The sequence below is a fragment of the Atlantibacter hermannii genome (genome assembly GCF_009907385.1).
Lineage (GTDB): Bacteria > Pseudomonadota > Gammaproteobacteria > Enterobacterales > Enterobacteriaceae > Atlantibacter > Atlantibacter hermannii_A.
This window is the reverse complement of sequence record NZ_JAAATR010000116.1, coordinates 55,459-72,833: the sequence shown is the minus strand read 5'-3', so window position 1 is coordinate 72,833 and position 17,375 is coordinate 55,459. Positions and strand designations below refer to the sequence as shown.

13 protein-coding genes and 1 tRNA gene are annotated in these 17,375 nt (G+C 56.3%); 9 read left to right on the top strand and 5 right to left on the bottom strand.

Translation table 11 applies throughout. The annotated features are described in order from the left end of the window. Positions 1-714: 714 nt before the first annotated feature. A tRNA-Gly gene (locus tag GV764_RS21620) sits at positions 715-788 on the bottom strand. 79 nt (positions 789-867) lie between these two features. Further along, positions 868-1,614 (bottom strand): amidase activator ActS, encoded by a 747-nt coding sequence (gene actS, locus GV764_RS21615; RefSeq protein WP_161662170.1) that lies wholly within the window; start codon positions 1,612-1,614, stop codon positions 868-870. Positions 1,615-1,895: 281 nt separating this feature from the next. Here actS and xdhA point away from each other — a divergent pair, with 281 nt between their 5' ends. The 3 genes from xdhA to xdhC are packed head-to-tail and all read left to right on the top strand — an operon-like array spanning position 1,896 to position 5,561. Beyond that, the gene (xdhA, locus tag GV764_RS21610; protein ID WP_161662168.1) at positions 1,896-4,193 is read left to right on the top strand and encodes a xanthine dehydrogenase molybdenum-binding subunit XdhA; all 2,298 of its coding nucleotides are present in this window, start codon (positions 1,896-1,898) and stop codon (positions 4,191-4,193) included. 10 nt (positions 4,194-4,203) lie between these two features. Beyond that, complete coding sequence (gene xdhB, locus GV764_RS21605; RefSeq protein ID WP_161662166.1) at positions 4,204-5,082, top strand: xanthine dehydrogenase FAD-binding subunit XdhB; 879 nt, start codon at positions 4,204-4,206, stop codon at positions 5,080-5,082. Next, positions 5,079-5,561: a xanthine dehydrogenase iron sulfur-binding subunit XdhC gene (xdhC, locus tag GV764_RS21600; RefSeq protein ID WP_161662164.1), complete on the top strand. Its 483-nt coding sequence runs from the start codon at positions 5,079-5,081 to the stop codon at positions 5,559-5,561. Before xdhB ends, xdhC begins: the two co-directional genes overlap by 4 nt. Positions 5,562-5,591: 30 nt before the next feature. On the opposite strand, the gene GV764_RS21595 is transcribed toward xdhC, so the two are convergent. Continuing rightward, positions 5,592-7,370 (bottom strand): sigma 54-interacting transcriptional regulator, encoded by a 1,779-nt coding sequence (locus GV764_RS21595; protein WP_161662162.1) that lies wholly within the window; start codon positions 7,368-7,370, stop codon positions 5,592-5,594. 497 nt (positions 7,371-7,867) lie between these two features. On the opposite strand from GV764_RS21595, the gene ygeW reads away from it, so the two are divergent. The 5 genes from ygeW to arcC all read left to right on the top strand — a co-directional run bounded on the left by ygeW (position 7,868) and on the right by arcC (position 14,030). Continuing rightward, positions 7,868-9,055, top strand: coding sequence for a knotted carbamoyltransferase YgeW (gene ygeW / locus GV764_RS21590; RefSeq protein WP_161662160.1), 1,188 nt, complete (start codon positions 7,868-7,870; stop codon positions 9,053-9,055). 67 nt (positions 9,056-9,122) lie between these two features. Continuing rightward, complete coding sequence (dpaL, locus tag GV764_RS21585) at positions 9,123-10,319, top strand: diaminopropionate ammonia-lyase (RefSeq protein WP_161662158.1); 1,197 nt, start codon at positions 9,123-9,125, stop codon at positions 10,317-10,319. Positions 10,320-10,390: 71 nt separating this feature from the next. Next, complete coding sequence (locus GV764_RS21580) at positions 10,391-11,608, top strand: YgeY family selenium metabolism-linked hydrolase (RefSeq protein ID WP_161662156.1); 1,218 nt, start codon at positions 10,391-10,393, stop codon at positions 11,606-11,608. 50 nt (positions 11,609-11,658) lie between these two features. Continuing rightward, the gene (hydA, locus tag GV764_RS21575; RefSeq protein ID WP_161662153.1) at positions 11,659-13,044 is read left to right on the top strand and encodes a dihydropyrimidinase; all 1,386 of its coding nucleotides are present in this window, start codon (positions 11,659-11,661) and stop codon (positions 13,042-13,044) included. A 53-nt stretch (positions 13,045-13,097) separates the two neighbouring features. After that, a complete protein-coding gene (arcC, locus tag GV764_RS21570) occupies positions 13,098-14,030 on the top strand; it encodes a carbamate kinase (protein ID WP_161662151.1) in 933 nt (310 codons plus the stop codon). A gap of 53 nt (positions 14,031-14,083) precedes the next feature. Here the strand turns inward: arcC and yqeB are convergent, their stop codons facing one another. Both yqeB and yqeC read right to left on the bottom strand, forming a co-directional pair. Continuing rightward, on the bottom strand, positions 14,084-15,709 hold the full coding sequence (yqeB, locus tag GV764_RS21565; protein WP_161662149.1) for a selenium-dependent molybdenum cofactor biosynthesis protein YqeB: 1,626 nt from the start codon (positions 15,707-15,709) through the stop codon (positions 14,084-14,086). Between the two features lie 49 nt (positions 15,710-15,758). After that, on the bottom strand, positions 15,759-16,529 hold the full coding sequence (gene yqeC, locus GV764_RS21560) for a selenium cofactor biosynthesis protein YqeC (protein ID WP_161662147.1): 771 nt from the start codon (positions 16,527-16,529) through the stop codon (positions 15,759-15,761). Positions 16,530-16,553: 24 nt separating this feature from the next. On the opposite strand from yqeC, the gene GV764_RS21555 reads away from it, so the two are divergent. Next, a complete protein-coding gene (locus GV764_RS21555; protein WP_161662145.1) occupies positions 16,554-17,132 on the top strand; it encodes an NTP transferase domain-containing protein in 579 nt (192 codons plus the stop codon). Positions 17,133-17,375 lie beyond the last annotated feature (243 nt).

Genomic DNA, 17,375 nt, shown 5'->3' with positions numbered 1-17,375 from the left:
ATATAAAACATCCTACAATTATAGGTATGAATGAATTTATCGATGCGAATACGGAAATCCATTCAAGATCCTGTAAAACGATTCACTATAAATTTCTCCCCATAAATAAAGCTCTGTGTACACCTGTCGCAAGGTAACCACTCTGCGAATTTTCAGTGCGGTTCGATAAGATTCAGCCCAATAGCCATAGCGCCTCTGGCCCCTTTTTTTGCGATAACTTTAACAGTATTTCCCGGCCTGTCCTGCTGCGCTAACTTCTTTTCACTGCAACTTCACTCGGGTTGGTGCTCGCCGCTTCCCGCTTCTGAACCTCATCATGTTTTTTACAGGCTTCGGGTCAGGAAACGTAGAAATACGTCCCCAAAGAAAGCCTCTTCGCCTTTCCTTCAAAACGATAACGGAAACGCCATTTTTTGAACCGTTAGGCTCGATTTACAGATATAGTCCGTTGCCATCCGCTTTCGTATACGTTTTCTCAGAAGGCTTCGCACGGCGTATCTCACGCTCTGTAAGAGGCACAGGCATGGTTTTCTCCTCTGAGATTTCCCTGTGCGTCTTGTTTCAGGGTGAACAGGAGAATCAATACATGTTTCTGTGCGACATAAGGGATTGATTTGGGATCATTCAGGTTGAATTGCGTTGATGAAAAAAGGATGAAAAATCGAGTAAAATCAGTGGATAGTAGACTTGAGTGGAGCTTGGGAGATTTGAAACTGGAGCGGGTGAAGGGAATCGAACCCTCGTATAGAGCTTGGGAAGCTCTCGTTCTACCATTGAACTACACCCGCTTTAAGGTGTGCAAGGCATTATAGACGTTAACGGTCCCTGAGCAATACCCTGCAGATTAACTGATGCACTTTTAAGCATTTAGCACGAAGGCGCTTTTCCCGGCGGCGGAAGATAGCGCTGCGGATCGATAGCCGTCGCGCGATAGCGAATCTGGAAATGAAGTTGTACCCCGTCTGCACCACTGCTGCCCATGGTGGCGATTTTCTCCCCCGCTTTCACTTTCTGGCCATTATTAACCAGTAACGTCTCGTTATGCGCATAGGCGGTGATGTAGTCTTCACCATGCTTAATCATGATCAGGTTGCCGTAGCCGCGCAGCTGGTTGCCTACGTAAACCACAGTACCGGCACCCGATGCCACGACCGGTTGCCCACGAGATCCCGCAATATCAATCCCTTTATTACCACCATCCGCTGAGGAATATGGCAGGATCACTTTCCCACTCGTTGGCCAGCGCCAGCAGCGATGGCCCACCGGCGGCCATGACGATTGCGGTACGGCGGACGATGGCGTCACCCCTGCAGTTTTACCCGACGATTTACGGGAAGATGATGCGGTTTTCGTCGAGCCGTTCACTTTCAGCCGCTGCCCCACCTCAATGGTATAAGGCGCGGAGATGTTATTGAGCCGGGCCAGTTCTTTAACGCTGGTGCCTGTCATTCGCGAAATCCGATACAGCGTATCCCCTCGTTTCACCGTATAAACAGCTCCGGAATAGCTTCCGGGATCCGACGATTTATTGCCTGAACAACCTGCGATCAGCAGTGCTATTACCAGGCTCATAGCGATTCGAAAGGAATTTCCAGACAGGCGTCCCGCGCTCAAAACAGATCCTCTTTAAAGACAAATGACGGTTTATCATAGCAGCCTGACGCCGGATGCCCAATTCCAGCGCACGTTATGATACTTATCAGAATGAGAGTTTTTTGGTCATTATGATAACGAGACAATATATCACCGCCCCCGCTTTTCATTTATTCCCGGACATTTTTTAAGGTCATCACAGTTTACTTCTTGCGCAACGGGCATTTTCTCTTCTGGCGTAAATTTTGCCTGATCGTTCTATTGACTGAAGAACAGCGTCTGTCACATCAGGAGAGAGAAAAATGGAACAACGGGAAGCTGCCGCAACGGGCGAGCCCTGTATGCGTGTGGATGCCGTTGCTAAGGCAACGGGCCGCGCACGCTATACTGACGATTATGTGATGGCGGGAATGTGCTACGCCAGATACGTTCGAAGCCCCATCGCTCATGGTTATGCCCGCAAAATTGATTGCACAGAAGCGAAAGCGCTCAACGGCGTACTCGCCGTGTTCACCTGGGAAGACGTACCGGAGATCCCCTTTGCGACAGCGGGCCACGCCTGGACACTCGATGCGGGCAAACGCGATGTCGCCGACCGCCTGCTGTTGACGCGCCACGTCCGCCATTATGGCGATGGCGTCGCCATCGTGGTCGCCCGCGATGAACTCACCGCAGAAAAAGCGGCTTTATCCGTTAAGGTCGAATGGGAAGAACTGCCGGTTATCACTACGCCTCACGCCGCGCTGGCCGAAGATGCCGTCGCGATCCACCCTTCCGGCAATACTTTGAAGCACAGCGAAATCATCGCAGGCGATCCGGTTAAGGCTATCGCCGACGCGGATCATCAGATCGGCGGCCATTATCAAACGCCGGTTATTCAGCATTGCCATATGGAAGGCGTCACCAGCCTGGCGTGGATGGAAGAGGACGCGCGTATCACCATCGTCTCCAGTACCCAAATTCCGCACATTGTTCGCCGCGTTGTCGCGCAGGCGCTGGATATCGCCTGGTCGCGGATCAGGGTGATTAAACCTTACGTCGGCGGCGGCTTTGGCAACAAGCAGGATGTGCTGGAAGAGCCGATGGCGGCGTTCCTGACGCTAAAACTGGGCGGCATCCCGGTAAAAGTGATGCTCAGCCGTGAAGAGTGTTTTACCGCCACCCGTACTCGCCACGCCTTTACTATCGACGGGCAACTCGGCATTTCCCGCGACGGCATCCTTAAAGGCTATATGCTGGACGTGCTGTCGAATACCGGGGCGTACGCGTCCCACGGCCACTCCATCGCTGCGGCTGGCGGCAACAAAATCCCGTATCTCTACCCGCGTATCGCCTTTGGCTATCGTGCTACTACCTGCTACACCAATCTGCCTTCAGCAGGCGCGATGCGCGGCTACGGCGCGCCGCAGGTGGTGTTTGCGCTGGAGGCCATGCTGGACGACGCCGCCGCACAGCTGGGCATTGATCCGGTGGAGATCCGCCTGCGTAACGCGGCGCGCGAAGGGGATCTCAACCCGGTCAACCAAAAGGTTATCCACAGTGCCGGGCTACCGGAATGCCTGATAAAAGGCCGCGAGATTTTTGAATGGGATAAACGCAAAGAAGCGTGCCTGGGCCAACAGGGCAATGTGCGGCGCGGGGTGGGCGTGGCCTGCTTCAGCTATACCTCAAACACCTGGCCGGTAGGCGTGGAGATTTCCGGCGCGCGGCTGCTGCTTAACCAGGATGGCACCATCAACGTGCAAAGCGGCGCGACGGAAATCGGCCAGGGTGCCGATACGGTGTTCTCGCAAATGGTGGCGGAAACCGTTGGCGTACTGGTCAGTTCGGTGCGGGTTATTTCAACCCAGGATACCGACGTCACGCCGTTCGACCCGGGCGCTTTTGCCTCGCGGCAAAGCTACGTGGCGGCCCCGGCCCTGCGTCAGGCAGCGTTACAGATGCGTGAAAAAATCCTTCAGCATGCCGCGCTGATGTTGCATCAGTCAGCGATGAATCTGACGCTAAACCGCGGTGACGTGGTGCTGACCGAGCGCCCGAACGCGCCGCTGTTGTCGGTCGCCGACATCGCCATGGATGCGTTTTATCACCCCGAGCGCGGCGGGCAGCTTTCCGCAGAGGCGTCAGTGAAAACCACGACTAACCCTCCCGCGTTTGGCTGCACCTTTGTCGATCTCACCGTGGACGTAGACCTGTGCAAAATCACCATTAACCGCATCCTCAACATGCATGATTCCGGGCACATCCTGAATCCGGTGCTGGCAGAAGGCCAGGTTCACGGCGGGATGGGAATGGGCATCGGCTGGTCGCTATTCGAAGAGATGATCATCGATGAAAAAACCGGCGTAGTGCGCAACCCGAATCTGCTGGATTACAAAATGCCCACCATGCTGGATCTCCCCGAACTGGAGTGTGGGTTTGTAGACACCCACGAACCGCAATCGGCCTACGGGCATAAGTCTTTAGGAGAACCGCCGATTATCCCGGTCGCCGCAGCCATACGCAATGCGGTACGGATGGCGACCGGCGTGGCGATTAATACCCTGCCGCTGACGCCGAAACGTCTGTTCAGTGAATTCCGCGAGGCGGGTCTGATTTAAGGATAACGCTATGTTTGATTTCGAAAGCTATCACCGCGCTACAGGGATTGCCGACGCGGCGGCGCTTCTGGCGCAGCATCCGCAGGCGCGGCTGCTGGCTGGCGGCACGGACGTGCTGATCCAGTTGCATCATCATAATGCCCGCTATCGCCACGTGGTGGATATTCACGGTCTGGCGGCGCTGCGCGGTATTGAAATGACTCACGAAGGCGGAATGCGCATCGGCTCCGGCACCACCTTTACCGAACTGATCGAAAGCCCGCTGGTCAGGCAGCATCTACCGGCGTTAAGCGCCGCCGCCGCGTCAATCGCCGGGCCGCAAATCCGTAACGTCGCCACCTATGGCGGCAATATTTGCAACGGGGCCACCAGCGCCGATTCCGCCACGCCGTCGCTGATTTACGATGCCACGCTGGAAATTGCTTCCGTTTCCGGCACGCGTTTTACTTCTGTCATCGGCTTTCATACCGGACCTGGCAGCGTGGCGCTGGAAGCGGGCGAAATACTGGTGGCGTTTCATTTCCCGCCACAGCCCGCTTGCGGGGCAGGTAGCGCCCATTTTAAATACGCGATGCGTGACGCGATGGATATCGCCACCATCGGCAGCGCGGCGCGGTGCCTTATCAAAGACGGCAAGTTTGAGGAGTTACGGCTGGCGTTTGGCGTCGCCGCGCCTACGCCAATCCGCTGTCTACATGCTGAGCGGGCAGCGCAGGGCGCGCCATTAACGCCACAAACCCTGGCCGCTATCAGCGAAGCCGTGTTGCAGGACGTTTCGCCGCGATCTTCCTGGCGCGCGGCCAAAGAGTTCCGTTTACATCTGATCCAAACCATGACCCGAAAAGTCGTCAGCGAAGCCGTACAAAACGCGGGAGGGAAACTGCAATGAGAAATGAAGCCTGGATAACCGTGAACTGTTCGATTAACGGCGCGCCCTTCCGCTTTACCGCCTCGCCGGCGATGCCGCTGGCGGAGCTGCTGCGCGGGCAGGGGCTGCTGAGCGTAAAACAGGGGTGCAGCGTTGGGGAATGCGGCGCCTGCACCGTGCTGGTGGACGGCGTGGCGATCGACAGCTGCCTGTATCTGGCGGCATGGGTGGAAGGCAAATCCATCCGCACGGTGGAAGGCGAATCCATCGGCGGGCAGTTGTCTGCCGTTCAGCATGCCTATACCCGTTCTGGCGCGGTACAGTGCGGCTTCTGTACGCCCGGGTTGATTATGGCGACGACCGCGTTACTGGCGAAACCGCACGCTAAGCCTTTCACGGTGCTGGAGATCCGCCAGGGCCTGGCAGGCAATCTTTGCCGCTGTACCGGGTATCAGATGATCGTGGAAACCGTGCAAGCCTGCGATCGTCCACAGGAATAAACCGAAGCGGGCACGCAAGGTGCCCGCTATTCACCCTGCCTGTAGCTCATATTTTTTGATTTTGCGGTACAGGGTGGCAATGCCGATCCCCAACTCATCCGCCGCCTGTTTTTTATTGCTGTAGCGCGATAAGGCATCCCGTATCATCTGTTTTTCCATCTCTTCCAGCGCCGTTCCGCCTGATTCATCCACGCGGGGAGCCATGGCGAAAACCGTGTTCATATCGGTATCCGCCAGCTTCACGCCGTTGGTCAGATTGGGCGGCAGCAGCGATGCGTCGATGACTTCCCCTGACGGCACCACATTGATTAAGTATTCAATGAGATTACTCAGCTCTCGTAAATTGCCCGGCCAGCGATAGCGTTTGAGGATCAACATCACTTCCGGCGCCACGCCCGGGTAAACCAGGCCGATGCGCCGGGTATGAAGATGAAGGAAGTAATGGATCAACAACTCCATATCATCCTGGCGCTCGCGCAGCGGCGGCAAACTTACCGGGATCACATTCAGGCGATAGTACAAATCCTCGCGGAATTTCCCGTCGGCAATAAATTGCTCCAGATTCTGGTTGGTGGCGGAAATAATGCGGATATCCACCTGCACCGGATGGCTGGCCCCGATGGGCTGGATTTCCCGTGCTTCGATGGCACGCAGCAGTTTAGCCTGAAGCGTTAACGGCATATCGCCGATCTCATCCAGAAACAGCGTGCCGTGATTAGCCGCCTGGATAAGCCCGGTCTTGCCATTCGCGGATGCGCCGGTAAACGCGCCTTTCACATAGCCGAACAGTTCGCTTTCCAGCAGTTGTTCCGGGATGGCCGCGCAGTTAATGGCGATAAAAGGCTTGTTTTTACGGTCGCTGAGCTGATGAATCGCCCTCGCCACCACTTCCTTGCCGGTGCCGCTTTCCCCGACAATCAAAATGCTCGACGGGCTGGGCGCGATACGGCTAATCAGGCGTTTTAGCTGGCGCATCGGGCGGCATTCCCCGACCAGATGTTCAATATGCGGCTCATCCTGAGCAATCGCCACGCCGGACGACGTATGCGACTGATGAAACGCCATCAGGAACAGCTGGTGGTCCTGCACATGGTGAAGCTGCCCGATGATCAGTTCGCTTTTGTCATCGAACGTGACGATGTGCTGCATATGTCCCTGGGTAAAATTGCTTTCAAAGGTCAGCGGGCGGAAATTAACGCTCTGGCCGATCATATTTCCCTGGGTAATGCCAAGTATTTTCAGGGCGGTAAGATTGGCAAACTGCACGCGACTATCCTCACCCACTACCAGCACGCCCTGATCCATATTTTCGATCATGGTGGAGAATATTTTGCGAATGCTACCGCTGCCGTTTTGATCTTCCAGTAATTTAGAAACAAAGATTGTCGAAATATGTCGAACATAATCAGAGAACTCATGCAGGTTATCATTAATATGTTCCTGCTGTTCATGGGTGACGGCGATAAGACTTATCACGCCGACGCAACTATCCTGGAATATTACCGGCGTGCCGAGAAAGGCTTTCTCTTTGCAATTATCTTTACTGGTACACCCTTCACATAAGGGATCGTAACGCGAATGGGTCACGACCTTTTCCTGTTTAGTTTCCAGCACGTAACGCAATAAGCGCGAATTAGTATTGAGTTTCTGTCCAAGGAATTTGCCGTACGATCCTGTGCCAGCCACCCGGCACAGGTTTTCATCAACAATCTCGACCTCAAGCTGCAACACGCTGGCGAGCATTCTGGCAAAGCGTTGAATTGTCGGCTGAATCTGCATCAAAACGGATTGCGTATTGGCGGGTATCATAGCTTAACCTTCGAATATCACGTAATTGGTTGATATTTATAAAGTCGCTGAGAGAATAATCTGTACCCTATGATACTAACCTGTCCGCCTCGGATATTGATTAAAACACTTTTCCTTTATCATTCTCAGGAGAAAATATGGAAGAAACATCACATTTCTCTATCAATATGAGAATAAAAGCGTTTGATTTATCAAATTGACGGCGCTTTTCGTTGGATCCGTAAATAAGGCGTATTTTATTCCTTCACCGTTTCTCGCCTGTAAATACAGCCAAACGATTACGTATTAAATAATGGTTAATTAAGGGCGTTAATTTGTGATTGATTTCTCATTATCGCCCCCGTAAAGCGGTATTAAACGGGTCGGTAATGATCCTGGCACAGTTATTGTTAAGACAGAGATATCGCTGTGAATCGCGTTTCTCGATGCCCGGCTATTTCCATGCCTGACACAGCAAAATGCCACCTTGCCTGTCATTCCACTACCAGGATCTAAAAATGAAAACTGTTAATGAGTTGATAAAGGATATCAATGCGCTGAACTCTCACCTCCACGAGAAAGACTTTTTGTTGACGTGGGAGCAAACGACAGATGAATTAAAACAAGTGCTGGACGTCGCAGCCGCGCTGAAAACACTGCGCGCGGAAAATATTGCGACAAAAGTTTTCAACAGCGGTCTTGGCATCTCTGTGTTCCGCGATAACTCCACGCGTACCCGCTTCTCCTATGCCTCGGCGCTCAATTTGCTTGGCCTGGCGCAACAGGATCTTGACGAAGGTAAATCGCAAATCGCCCACGGCGAAACCGTGCGTGAAACCGCCAATATGATCGCATTCTGCGCCGATGCCATTGGTATCCGCGACGATATGTATCTGGGTGCCGGCAACGCTTATATGCGCGAGGTGGGTGCCGCGCTGGATGACGGCTACAAACAGGGCGTACTCCCCCAGCGCCCTGCCCTGGTCAACCTGCAATGCGATATCGACCACCCAACGCAGTCGATGGCGGACCTGGCCTGGCTGCGCGAGCACTTTGGCTCCCTGGAAAACCTCAAGGGTAAGAAAATCGCCATGACCTGGGCCTACTCGCCCAGCTACGGCAAACCGCTGTCCGTGCCGCAGGGGATCATCGGCCTGATGACCCGTTTCGGCATGGAAGTGACCCTGGCGCATCCGGAAGGCTACGACCTGATCCCTGACGTCATCGAAGTGGCGAAAAATAACGCCAAATCTTCCGGCGGCAGCTTCCGCCAGGTGACCAGCATGGAAGAAGCGTTCAAAGACGCCGACATCGTATATCCGAAGTCCTGGGCGCCGTACAAAGTGATGGAACAGCGTACCGACCTGCTGCGCGCCAACGATCACGACGGCCTGAAAGCGCTGGAGAAAGCCTGCCTGGCGCAGAACGCCAACCACAAAGACTGGCACTGCACTGAAGAGATGATGAAGCTCACCAAAAAAGGCGAGGCGCTGTACATGCACTGCCTGCCTGCGGATATCAGCGGCGTCTCCTGTAAAGAGGGCGAAGTTACCGAAGGCGTGTTCGAGAAATACCGCATCGCCACTTATAAAGAAGCCAGCTGGAAGCCGTACATCATCGCCGCCATGATCCTCGCGCGTAAATATGCCAAACCCGGCGTTCTGCTGGAACAGCTGCTCCAGGAAGCCCAAAAACGGATCAAATAATCCACTCCGCCGGCCTGCGGGCCGGCCTCTCTGCTCCCCACGATGTTATGAAGGATAAGGATGGGATATGTCAGTTTTCGCATTGAAAATGGATATCGCCGATAACCGATTTTTTAACGGTGAAACCTCGCCGCTGTTCTCGCAAAAACAGGCGCAGCAGGCCCGCCAGTTTCATCAGAAAATCGCGGGATATCAGCCAACGCCGCTGTACGCGCTGGACGAACTCGCCGGGCTGTTCGGCGTAAAAAAAATCCTGGTCAAAGATGAGTCCCAGCGCTTCGGGCTCAACGCATTCAAGATGCTGGGCGGCGCTTACGCCATCGCCCAGTTGCTGTGCGAGAAATACCACATCAACATCGCTGATTTCTCGTTCGAGAAGATCAAAACCACCATCAGCGAAAAAATGACCTTCGCCACCACGACCGACGGCAACCATGGCCGCGGCGTGGCGTGGGCGGCGAAGCAGCTCGGCCAGAATGCCGTGGTGTATATGCCGAAAGGATCGGCCCAGGAACGCGTGGACGCCATCCTCAAGCTGGGCGCGGAGTGCATCGTCACCGACATGAACTATGACGACACCGTGCGCCTGACCATGAAAAACGCCCAGCAAAACGGCTGGGAAGTGGTGCAGGACACCGCCTGGGAAGGCTACACCACCATCCCGACGTGGATCATGCAGGGCTACGCCACCCTGGCGGACGAAGCCGTCGAACAGATGAATGCGATCGGCGTGAAGCCCACCCACGTTCTGTTACAGGCGGGCGTTGGCGCGATGGCGGGCGGCGTGCTCGGCTATCTGGTGGACGTCTACGGTCCACGCAATCTGCACTCGGTGATTGTTGAACCGGAACTGGCCGACTGCGTTTACCGCTCCGGCGTGAAGGGCGAAATCGTCAACGTCGGCGGCGATATGGCCACCATCATGGCCGGTCTGGCCTGTGGCGAGCCAAACCCGCTGGGCTGGGAGATTTTACGCAACTGCGCCACCCAGTTTATCTCCTGCCAGGACGCCGTCGCCGCGCTGGGGATGCGGGTGCTGGGCAACCCGCTCGGCAGCGATCATCGCGTGGTGTCTGGCGAATCCGGCGCGGTGGGCCTCGGGGTGCTTGCTGCCGTGCATTACCATCCGCAGCGCGACGCCTTAATGAAAAAACTGGGGCTGGATAAAGACGCCGTGGTGCTGGCGATCAGCACCGAAGGCGATACCGACGTGAAGCACTACCGCGAAGTGGTCTGGGAAGGCAAACACGGCATTCCGGGTTAACACCGCGCACTTTCACACTGACGAATTGACGCTCCCTGTCGGACGGGGAGCCTGAGACTGGAGAATCAAAGATGGCTAAACATATTCCGTTCGCGCTCATTCTGGAAAAAGCGAACCACTACAAAGACGATATGACCCGTTTTCTACGCGACATGATCGCTATTCCCAGCGAGAGCTGCGACGAGAAGCGCGTTATTCACCGCATCAAACAGGAAATGGAAAAAGTCGGTTTCGATAAAGTGGAAATCGACCCGATGGGCAACATTCTCGGCTACGTTGGCCACGGCCCGCGCCTGGTCGCCATGGATGCCCACATCGACACCGTCGGCATCGGCAACATCAAAAACTGGAACTTCGACCCGTACACCGGCATGGAAACCGATGAACTGATCGGCGGGCGCGGCGCATCCGACCAGGAAGGCGGCATGGCGTCGATGGTGTATGCCGGTAAGATCATCAAAGACCTGGGCCTTGAAGATGACTACACGCTGCTGGTCACCGGCACCGTGCAGGAAGAGGACTGCGACGGCCTGTGCTGGCAGTACATCATCGAGCAGTCCGGCATCCGTCCGGAGTTTGTGGTCAGCACCGAACCCACCGACTGCCAGATTTATCGCGGCCAGCGCGGCCGTATGGAAATTCGCGTCGACGTGCAGGGCGTGAGCTGCCACGGCTCTGCGCCGGAGCGCGGCGACAACGCGATTTTCAAAATGGGCCCGATCCTCAACGAACTCCAGGGATTGTCCCAGCGTTTAGGTCATGACGACTTCCTCGGCAAAGGCACGCTGACCGTTTCGGAAATCTTCTTCACCTCGCCAAGCCGCTGCGCCGTGGCGGACAGCTGCGCGGTTTCCATCGACCGTCGTCTCACCTGGGGCGAAACCTGGGAAGGCGCGCTGGATGAAATCCGCGCCCTGCCGGCGGTACAGCAGGCTAACGCGGTGGTCTCAATGTACAACTACGACCGCCCGTCATGGACCGGCCTGGTTTACCCCACCGAGTGCTACTTCCCGACCTGGAAAGTGGAAGAAGATCACTTCACGGTTCGCGCGCTGGCGGCGGCCTATGAAGGCCTGTTCCATCAGCAGCCGGTCGTCGATAAGTGGACCTTCTCCACCAACGGCGTCTCGATCATGGGCCGTCACGGCATTCCGGTAGTCGGCTTCGGTCCGGGTAAAGAGCCGGAAGCGCATGCGCCGAACGAGAAAACCTGGAAAGCGCATCTGGTTACCTGCGCCGCCATGTATGCCGCGATCCCACTGGCCTGGCTTGCTACAGAAAAACAATAATCATTGTGCCATCCCTCCGGCTTCAATGCCGGAGGGATTATGGAGTGTTTATGCGTGTACTGATTCAAAACGGCACCATCGTCAACGCTGACGGCCGGGCCCGCCAGGACGTGCTGATCGAAAACGGCCATATCCGCCAGGTCGCCCCCGCCATCAACCCCGAATTGCCCTGTGAAACCCTCGACGCCGAAGGGTGTTACGTGATGCCCGGCGGCATTGACGTGCATACCCATTTCAACATCGACGTCGGCATCGCCCGGAGCTGTGATGATTTTTTTACCGGTACCCGCGCCGCCGCGTGTGGCGGTACAACAACCATTATTGACCATATGGGATTCGGGCCTGCGGGCTGCAAACTGCGCCATCAGCTGGAGGTGTATCACGGCTACGCCGCCCATAAAGCGGTGATCGACTACAGCTTTCACGGCGTGATCCAACATATCAACCACGCCATTCTCGACGAGATCCCGATGATGGTAGAGGAAGGGATCAGCAGCTTTAAACTCTACCTGACCTATCAATTCAAGCTCAACGACGACGAAGTATTGCAGGCACTGCGGCGGCTGAACGACGCCGGCGCGCTGACCACGGTTCACCCGGAAAACGACGCGGCGATCGCCCGCAAGCGGGCCGAATTCATTGCCTCCGGTAAAACCGCGCCGATGTATCACGCCCTCAGTCGTCCGCTGGAGTGTGAAGCCGAAGCCATCGCCCGGATGATCAACCTGGCGCATCTGTCAGGCGATGCGCCGCTGTACATCGTGCATCTCTCTAATGGCCTGGGGCTGGATTACTTACGGCTGGCGCGGGCGCAGCATCAGCCGGTGTGGGTGGAAACCTGCCCGCAGTATCTGCTGCTGGATGAGCGCAGCTACCAGGCGGAGGATGCGCTGAAGTTTATTCTCAGCCCGCCGCTGCGCAACGCGCGCGAGCAGGACAAACTGTGGTGCGGCATCGCTGACGGCGCGGTGGACGTGGTGGCGACCGACCACTGCACCTTTTCCATGGCGCAGCGCCAGCATCTTTCCGGCGGCGATTTCAGCCGCTGCCCGAACGGCCTGCCCGGCGTGGAAAACCGCCTGTTGCTGCTGTTCTCCCACGGAGTGATGAGCGGGCGCATTTCCCCCGAGCGCTTTGTCGCCCTGACCAGCGCCACCCCGGCCAAACTGTTCGGCCTGTGGCCGCATAAAGGCCAGATTGCCCCCGGCGCGGACGGGGATATCGTGATTATCGACCCGCGCCGTACCACCACCATCCGCCACGAAAACCTGCACGACAACGCCGATTACTCCCCCTGGGAAGGCTGGGTGTGCCAGGGCGAAATTCGCCACACCCTGTCGCGCGGCAATACCGTTTTTCGCGACGGAAAATTTACCGGTAGCCCCGGTCAAGGGCGCTACCTGCGACGTAAACCGTTTAAACACCCCGTCCCGTAACCGGCAATGTGGCGTAAACGGATGACCCCGAAACCCTACGAAGTGAGGAAAGGATGAGTAAGAAAATTGTTCTCGCCCTAGGCGGGAATGCCCTTGGCGACGATCTGGCCGGGCAGATGGCAGCGGTAAAAACCACCTCCCGGGCGATAGTCGATTTAATCGCCCAGGGCCATCAGGTGGTGGTGACGCACGGCAACGGTCCACAGGTGGGCATGATCAACCTGGCGTTTGAAGCCGCCGCTAAAACCGAGGCGCATACCCCGATGCTGCCGATGTCGGTCTGCGTGGCGCTCAGCCAGGGCTACATCGGCTACGATCTGCAAAACGCGCTGCGTGAAGAGCTGCTTTCACGCCAGATGCCGATACCGGTCGCCACCCTGATTACCCAGGTCGAAGTGGACGCTAACGATCCGGCGTTTCTTAATCCCACCAAGCCTATCGGCTCCTTCTTCAGCGAGCAGGAAGCCGCGCGTTTAACCCAGCAGGGCTACACCATGAAAGAGGATGCCGGGCGCGGTTACCGGCGCGTGGTGGCCTCGCCGAAACCGGTGGATATCATCGAGAAAGAGACCGTTAAAGCGATGATGGAAGCGGGCCACGTGGTGATCACCGCAGGCGGCGGCGGTATCCCGGTGATCCGCGAAGGCAATCATCTGCGCGGAGCCAGCGCGGTGATCGACAAAGACTGGGCCAGCGCCCGGCTGGCGGAGATGATCGACGCCGATATGCTGATTATCCTCACCGCAGTAGAAAAAGTGGCGATCAACTTTGGCAAGCCCAACGAGCAGTGGTTGGATCGCCTGTCGCTGAACGACGCCCAGCGCTTTATCGACGAAGGGCATTTCGCCAAAGGATCGATGCTGCCGAAAGTGGAGGCCGCCGCCGCGTTTGCCCGTTCCCGTCCGGGCCGCGAGGCGCTGATCACCGTATTGAGCAAAGCGAAAGAAGGGATTGAAGGCAAAACCGGCACGATTATCAGCCAGTAAACTGTCATCCGGAAACAGCAAAGGGCGCCGCAGCGCCCTTTTTTATTATGACGTTACGCTACTGTCAGGACATCCTCGGTGGATTTCACGCCCTGATGCATCAGGGTCATCAGCGCTTCCAGCACGCCGCCGCCGATGGCGCGGGCCTTATCGGACACGCTGGTGTAATCCGCCGCCGCGCCGCGCGGATCGATATCGCCGATTTTGAATCCGCCGCTCACCGCCAGGCCGTCATTAAGCAAGCCGCGCACCATTCCCGCCAGCGGCGCTTCGACAGGCGTGTCGCCAATATGGGCAATCACATCGCCTTCCTTCACGATATCGCCCAGTTTGACAGACCCGTGCATGATCCCGGCGACCGGCGCGCGGATCACCCGCCGCGAGGTGTGGCCCATAATATTGCCCGGAATGCCGGTATTTTCCTGAGCCGTCCCGTTATAAATCACCTGCCCCAGCCAGTGCCCGCGATTGGTTTCGATCACCGCATGGCAATCTTTTCCGGCGGTAAAGCCCGGCCCCAGCGCCAGAGTTATCGGTGCCATACCGCAGTGGGTGCCGGTATTTTCTTTGGCGAGGATGGCATCCACCAGGCAGCCCGGCTCCAGTACGTTCAGCGAGGCGCAATTCGGGTCGATCAGCACCGGCACTACGCCGCTGTCCGCCAGGGCGAGCGCCTCTCTGGCGGAAGCGGCGCGTTTCGCCGTCACCCCTTCCACCACCATTTCGCCATCGAACACCGCCTGGGCAAACGCCACGGTACGGCGGATCACCGTGGGTTTGTCCACTTCCAGCATGATCACTTTAAATCCGGCATGGAACAGGCGCAGCGCCACACCGGTCGCGATATCCCCCGCCCCGCGGATCGCCACCCGCTGATGATGGGATGGGTGCGCCGCCTGGCTCATCAGCCCGCCCGCCGCGTGATTTTTAATCTGTAAAATTTCCGCTAACACGCTGATGGCGATTTCCTGCGGGGTTTCCGCGCCGATGTTATAGCCGACGGGCGCATGGAACTGAGCCAGTTGATCGTCGGTTATCCCGCTTTCACGCATCTGGCGGATAAACACCTGGGCTTTGCGGCGGCTGGCCAGCAAGCCAAGCCAGGCAACAGGCTGAGAAATCAGTTTATCCAGCGCCTCACGATCCTGGTTATTGGTGGCGATCAGCACAAAGTTATCGGGCTTGATATCGAGAGCGTCCACGGCGGCGGAAAACGATGCCGCGTGGAGCAACTGCGTTGCGGGTGGGAAAAAATCGGGATTGAGGCTTTCCGGGTAAATATCCGCCACTGAAATTTCGAATCCGAGCGGCTGCGCCGCCAGGGCAATCGCCCGGTTAACGTGGCCTGCGCCAATCAGCACCAGCCGGGGCCGCAACCCGTGAACGCTGATGTACACTGACATCGCGCCGCCGCAGTCGGACCCGACCGCGTCATCGCCGTTACGCGCCATGCGTCCGTGGAACAGCCGGGGTCTACGTTCGCGCATCGCCTCCAGCGCTTCGTCAATGACCCGACGCTCCACCATGCCGCCGCCGATCGTGCCGACGATGGAGCCATCCTGATGCACAATCATTTGCGCCGAATGACGCGGCGTGGAGCCGCGGCTATCGATAATTTGCGCCATGGCGAACGGGCAGTTTTTTTCTTCGAGTTTTGCCGCTTCAGTGAAAATATTCATTGTTACCTCAAGAGAAATATCCATTCGGCGCCCCGTTAAACCTGGGCTGCTATCTCACCACTCTGCGCGTGATGGGCGGCGTTTCCTGCACCGCCCCTTGCCAGATGACGTCCACGTCGTTCGCCTCCAGCATCTCTTTCAGGGTTTGCTGATTCTCATATTGAGAAACGCGATTGATAAACCAGATCCGGCGGCAGCCCGGCGGAGCCCCTTTAAACAGCCCCTGCGGATGCTGAACCAACCGCCGTAGGGCTGGCGTATCCAGCCGGTCTCCGGCGCTAAGCCCGGTAATCGCGGCAAAGTGCGCCCAACGATGAACGTTATCTGGCCCAACCGGCTTACCGAACAGGTTGCCGCCGGTGACCCCTATCACGCAGCTACTGGATTGAGGTATGCAAGGTTCATGCTCAGCGGGCGCTTTAATGGCAAAACCGCGAGCGCCGTCAGCTTCTGTCAAAATGACATCCAGATCCTGTTGCGCAATCAGGCGGTCTATGATTTCCGGCGCGAAACCGCGCACTTTGTTACGGGCGGCATTCCAGCCTGAGAAACAGGCCATCAACGGCAAGTGAAAACGGTCAGCGGGAAGTTGCGCAGGGTCGCGACAAAGCGTTACCGGGCAGGAAGGATCGGGCAAATACATCTGGGTGGTGGAGGTAATCAGTACGCGCCGGCCGGAATGACAAAATAATCCAGCTAACCAAAACAGCGTGCTGGTTTTACCTCCGGCGCCCACCAGACTTATTATTACGGGTTTGGCAAACGCGTTTACATCACATAACAAGCGATCGGGATCCGGTATATTTTGCGTTATTGTCATCAGGCTCCGGGTTCGAAAAATAAAATGGAAAATATTGACTGCATAATTACCGCAGCGGGTCTTTCATCACGAATGGGGCAATGGAAAATGATACTACCCTGGCAGGGTGGCACAATGCTTGATGCAAGTATCAAAAACGCGCTTCAATTTTGTTCGCGCATTATTCTGGTCACCGGATTTCGCCACGAAGAACTTGCGCAACGCTATATCCATGATCCACAACTCTTCATTGTTTATAACCCTGACTATCAATCCGGATTGCTCAGTTCCGTGCAGGCTGGCGCGGCGCAGGTGATGACAGAATATTGCTACCTCACCCATGGCGACCTGCCCTGCATGCAAAGCACAATATTTAATAATCTCTGGCACTTACGCGGAGATTACGCGCTAATGCCGCAGTATCGCGGTAAACCGGGCCACCCCGTTTTATTGCCGCGCGAGCGATTATTGCAGGCGACTCGCTTAGCGAATGTACGTTCCATGCGCGAGGCATTAATGGCGGGGGAATATCGTTTTTGTGAAATGAATCATCCGGAAATAATTTTTGATATTGATACGCCTGAAGATTTTCTGGCGCTGCAAAATCGACATCGCGAAAATTAAACAGCAGTGACAGCCTTTGTGGAGAGTTATTATTCTTTCCACGTGCCACTTATCATTATGATAACGACACGTTAGTTTTGAGAAAATGCGTTCTCCCGATGACACTGTGCCCGGCCAATATAAACAGAGTGATTTTAATTCTCATTTGTGAGCTGTGAGATAATTCACAAACCCAGGCCAACTTTCGAGGCTTCTCACAAATCTGTTTATTGCCCGCGCCCTGGATAAATAGCTGGTGCGATT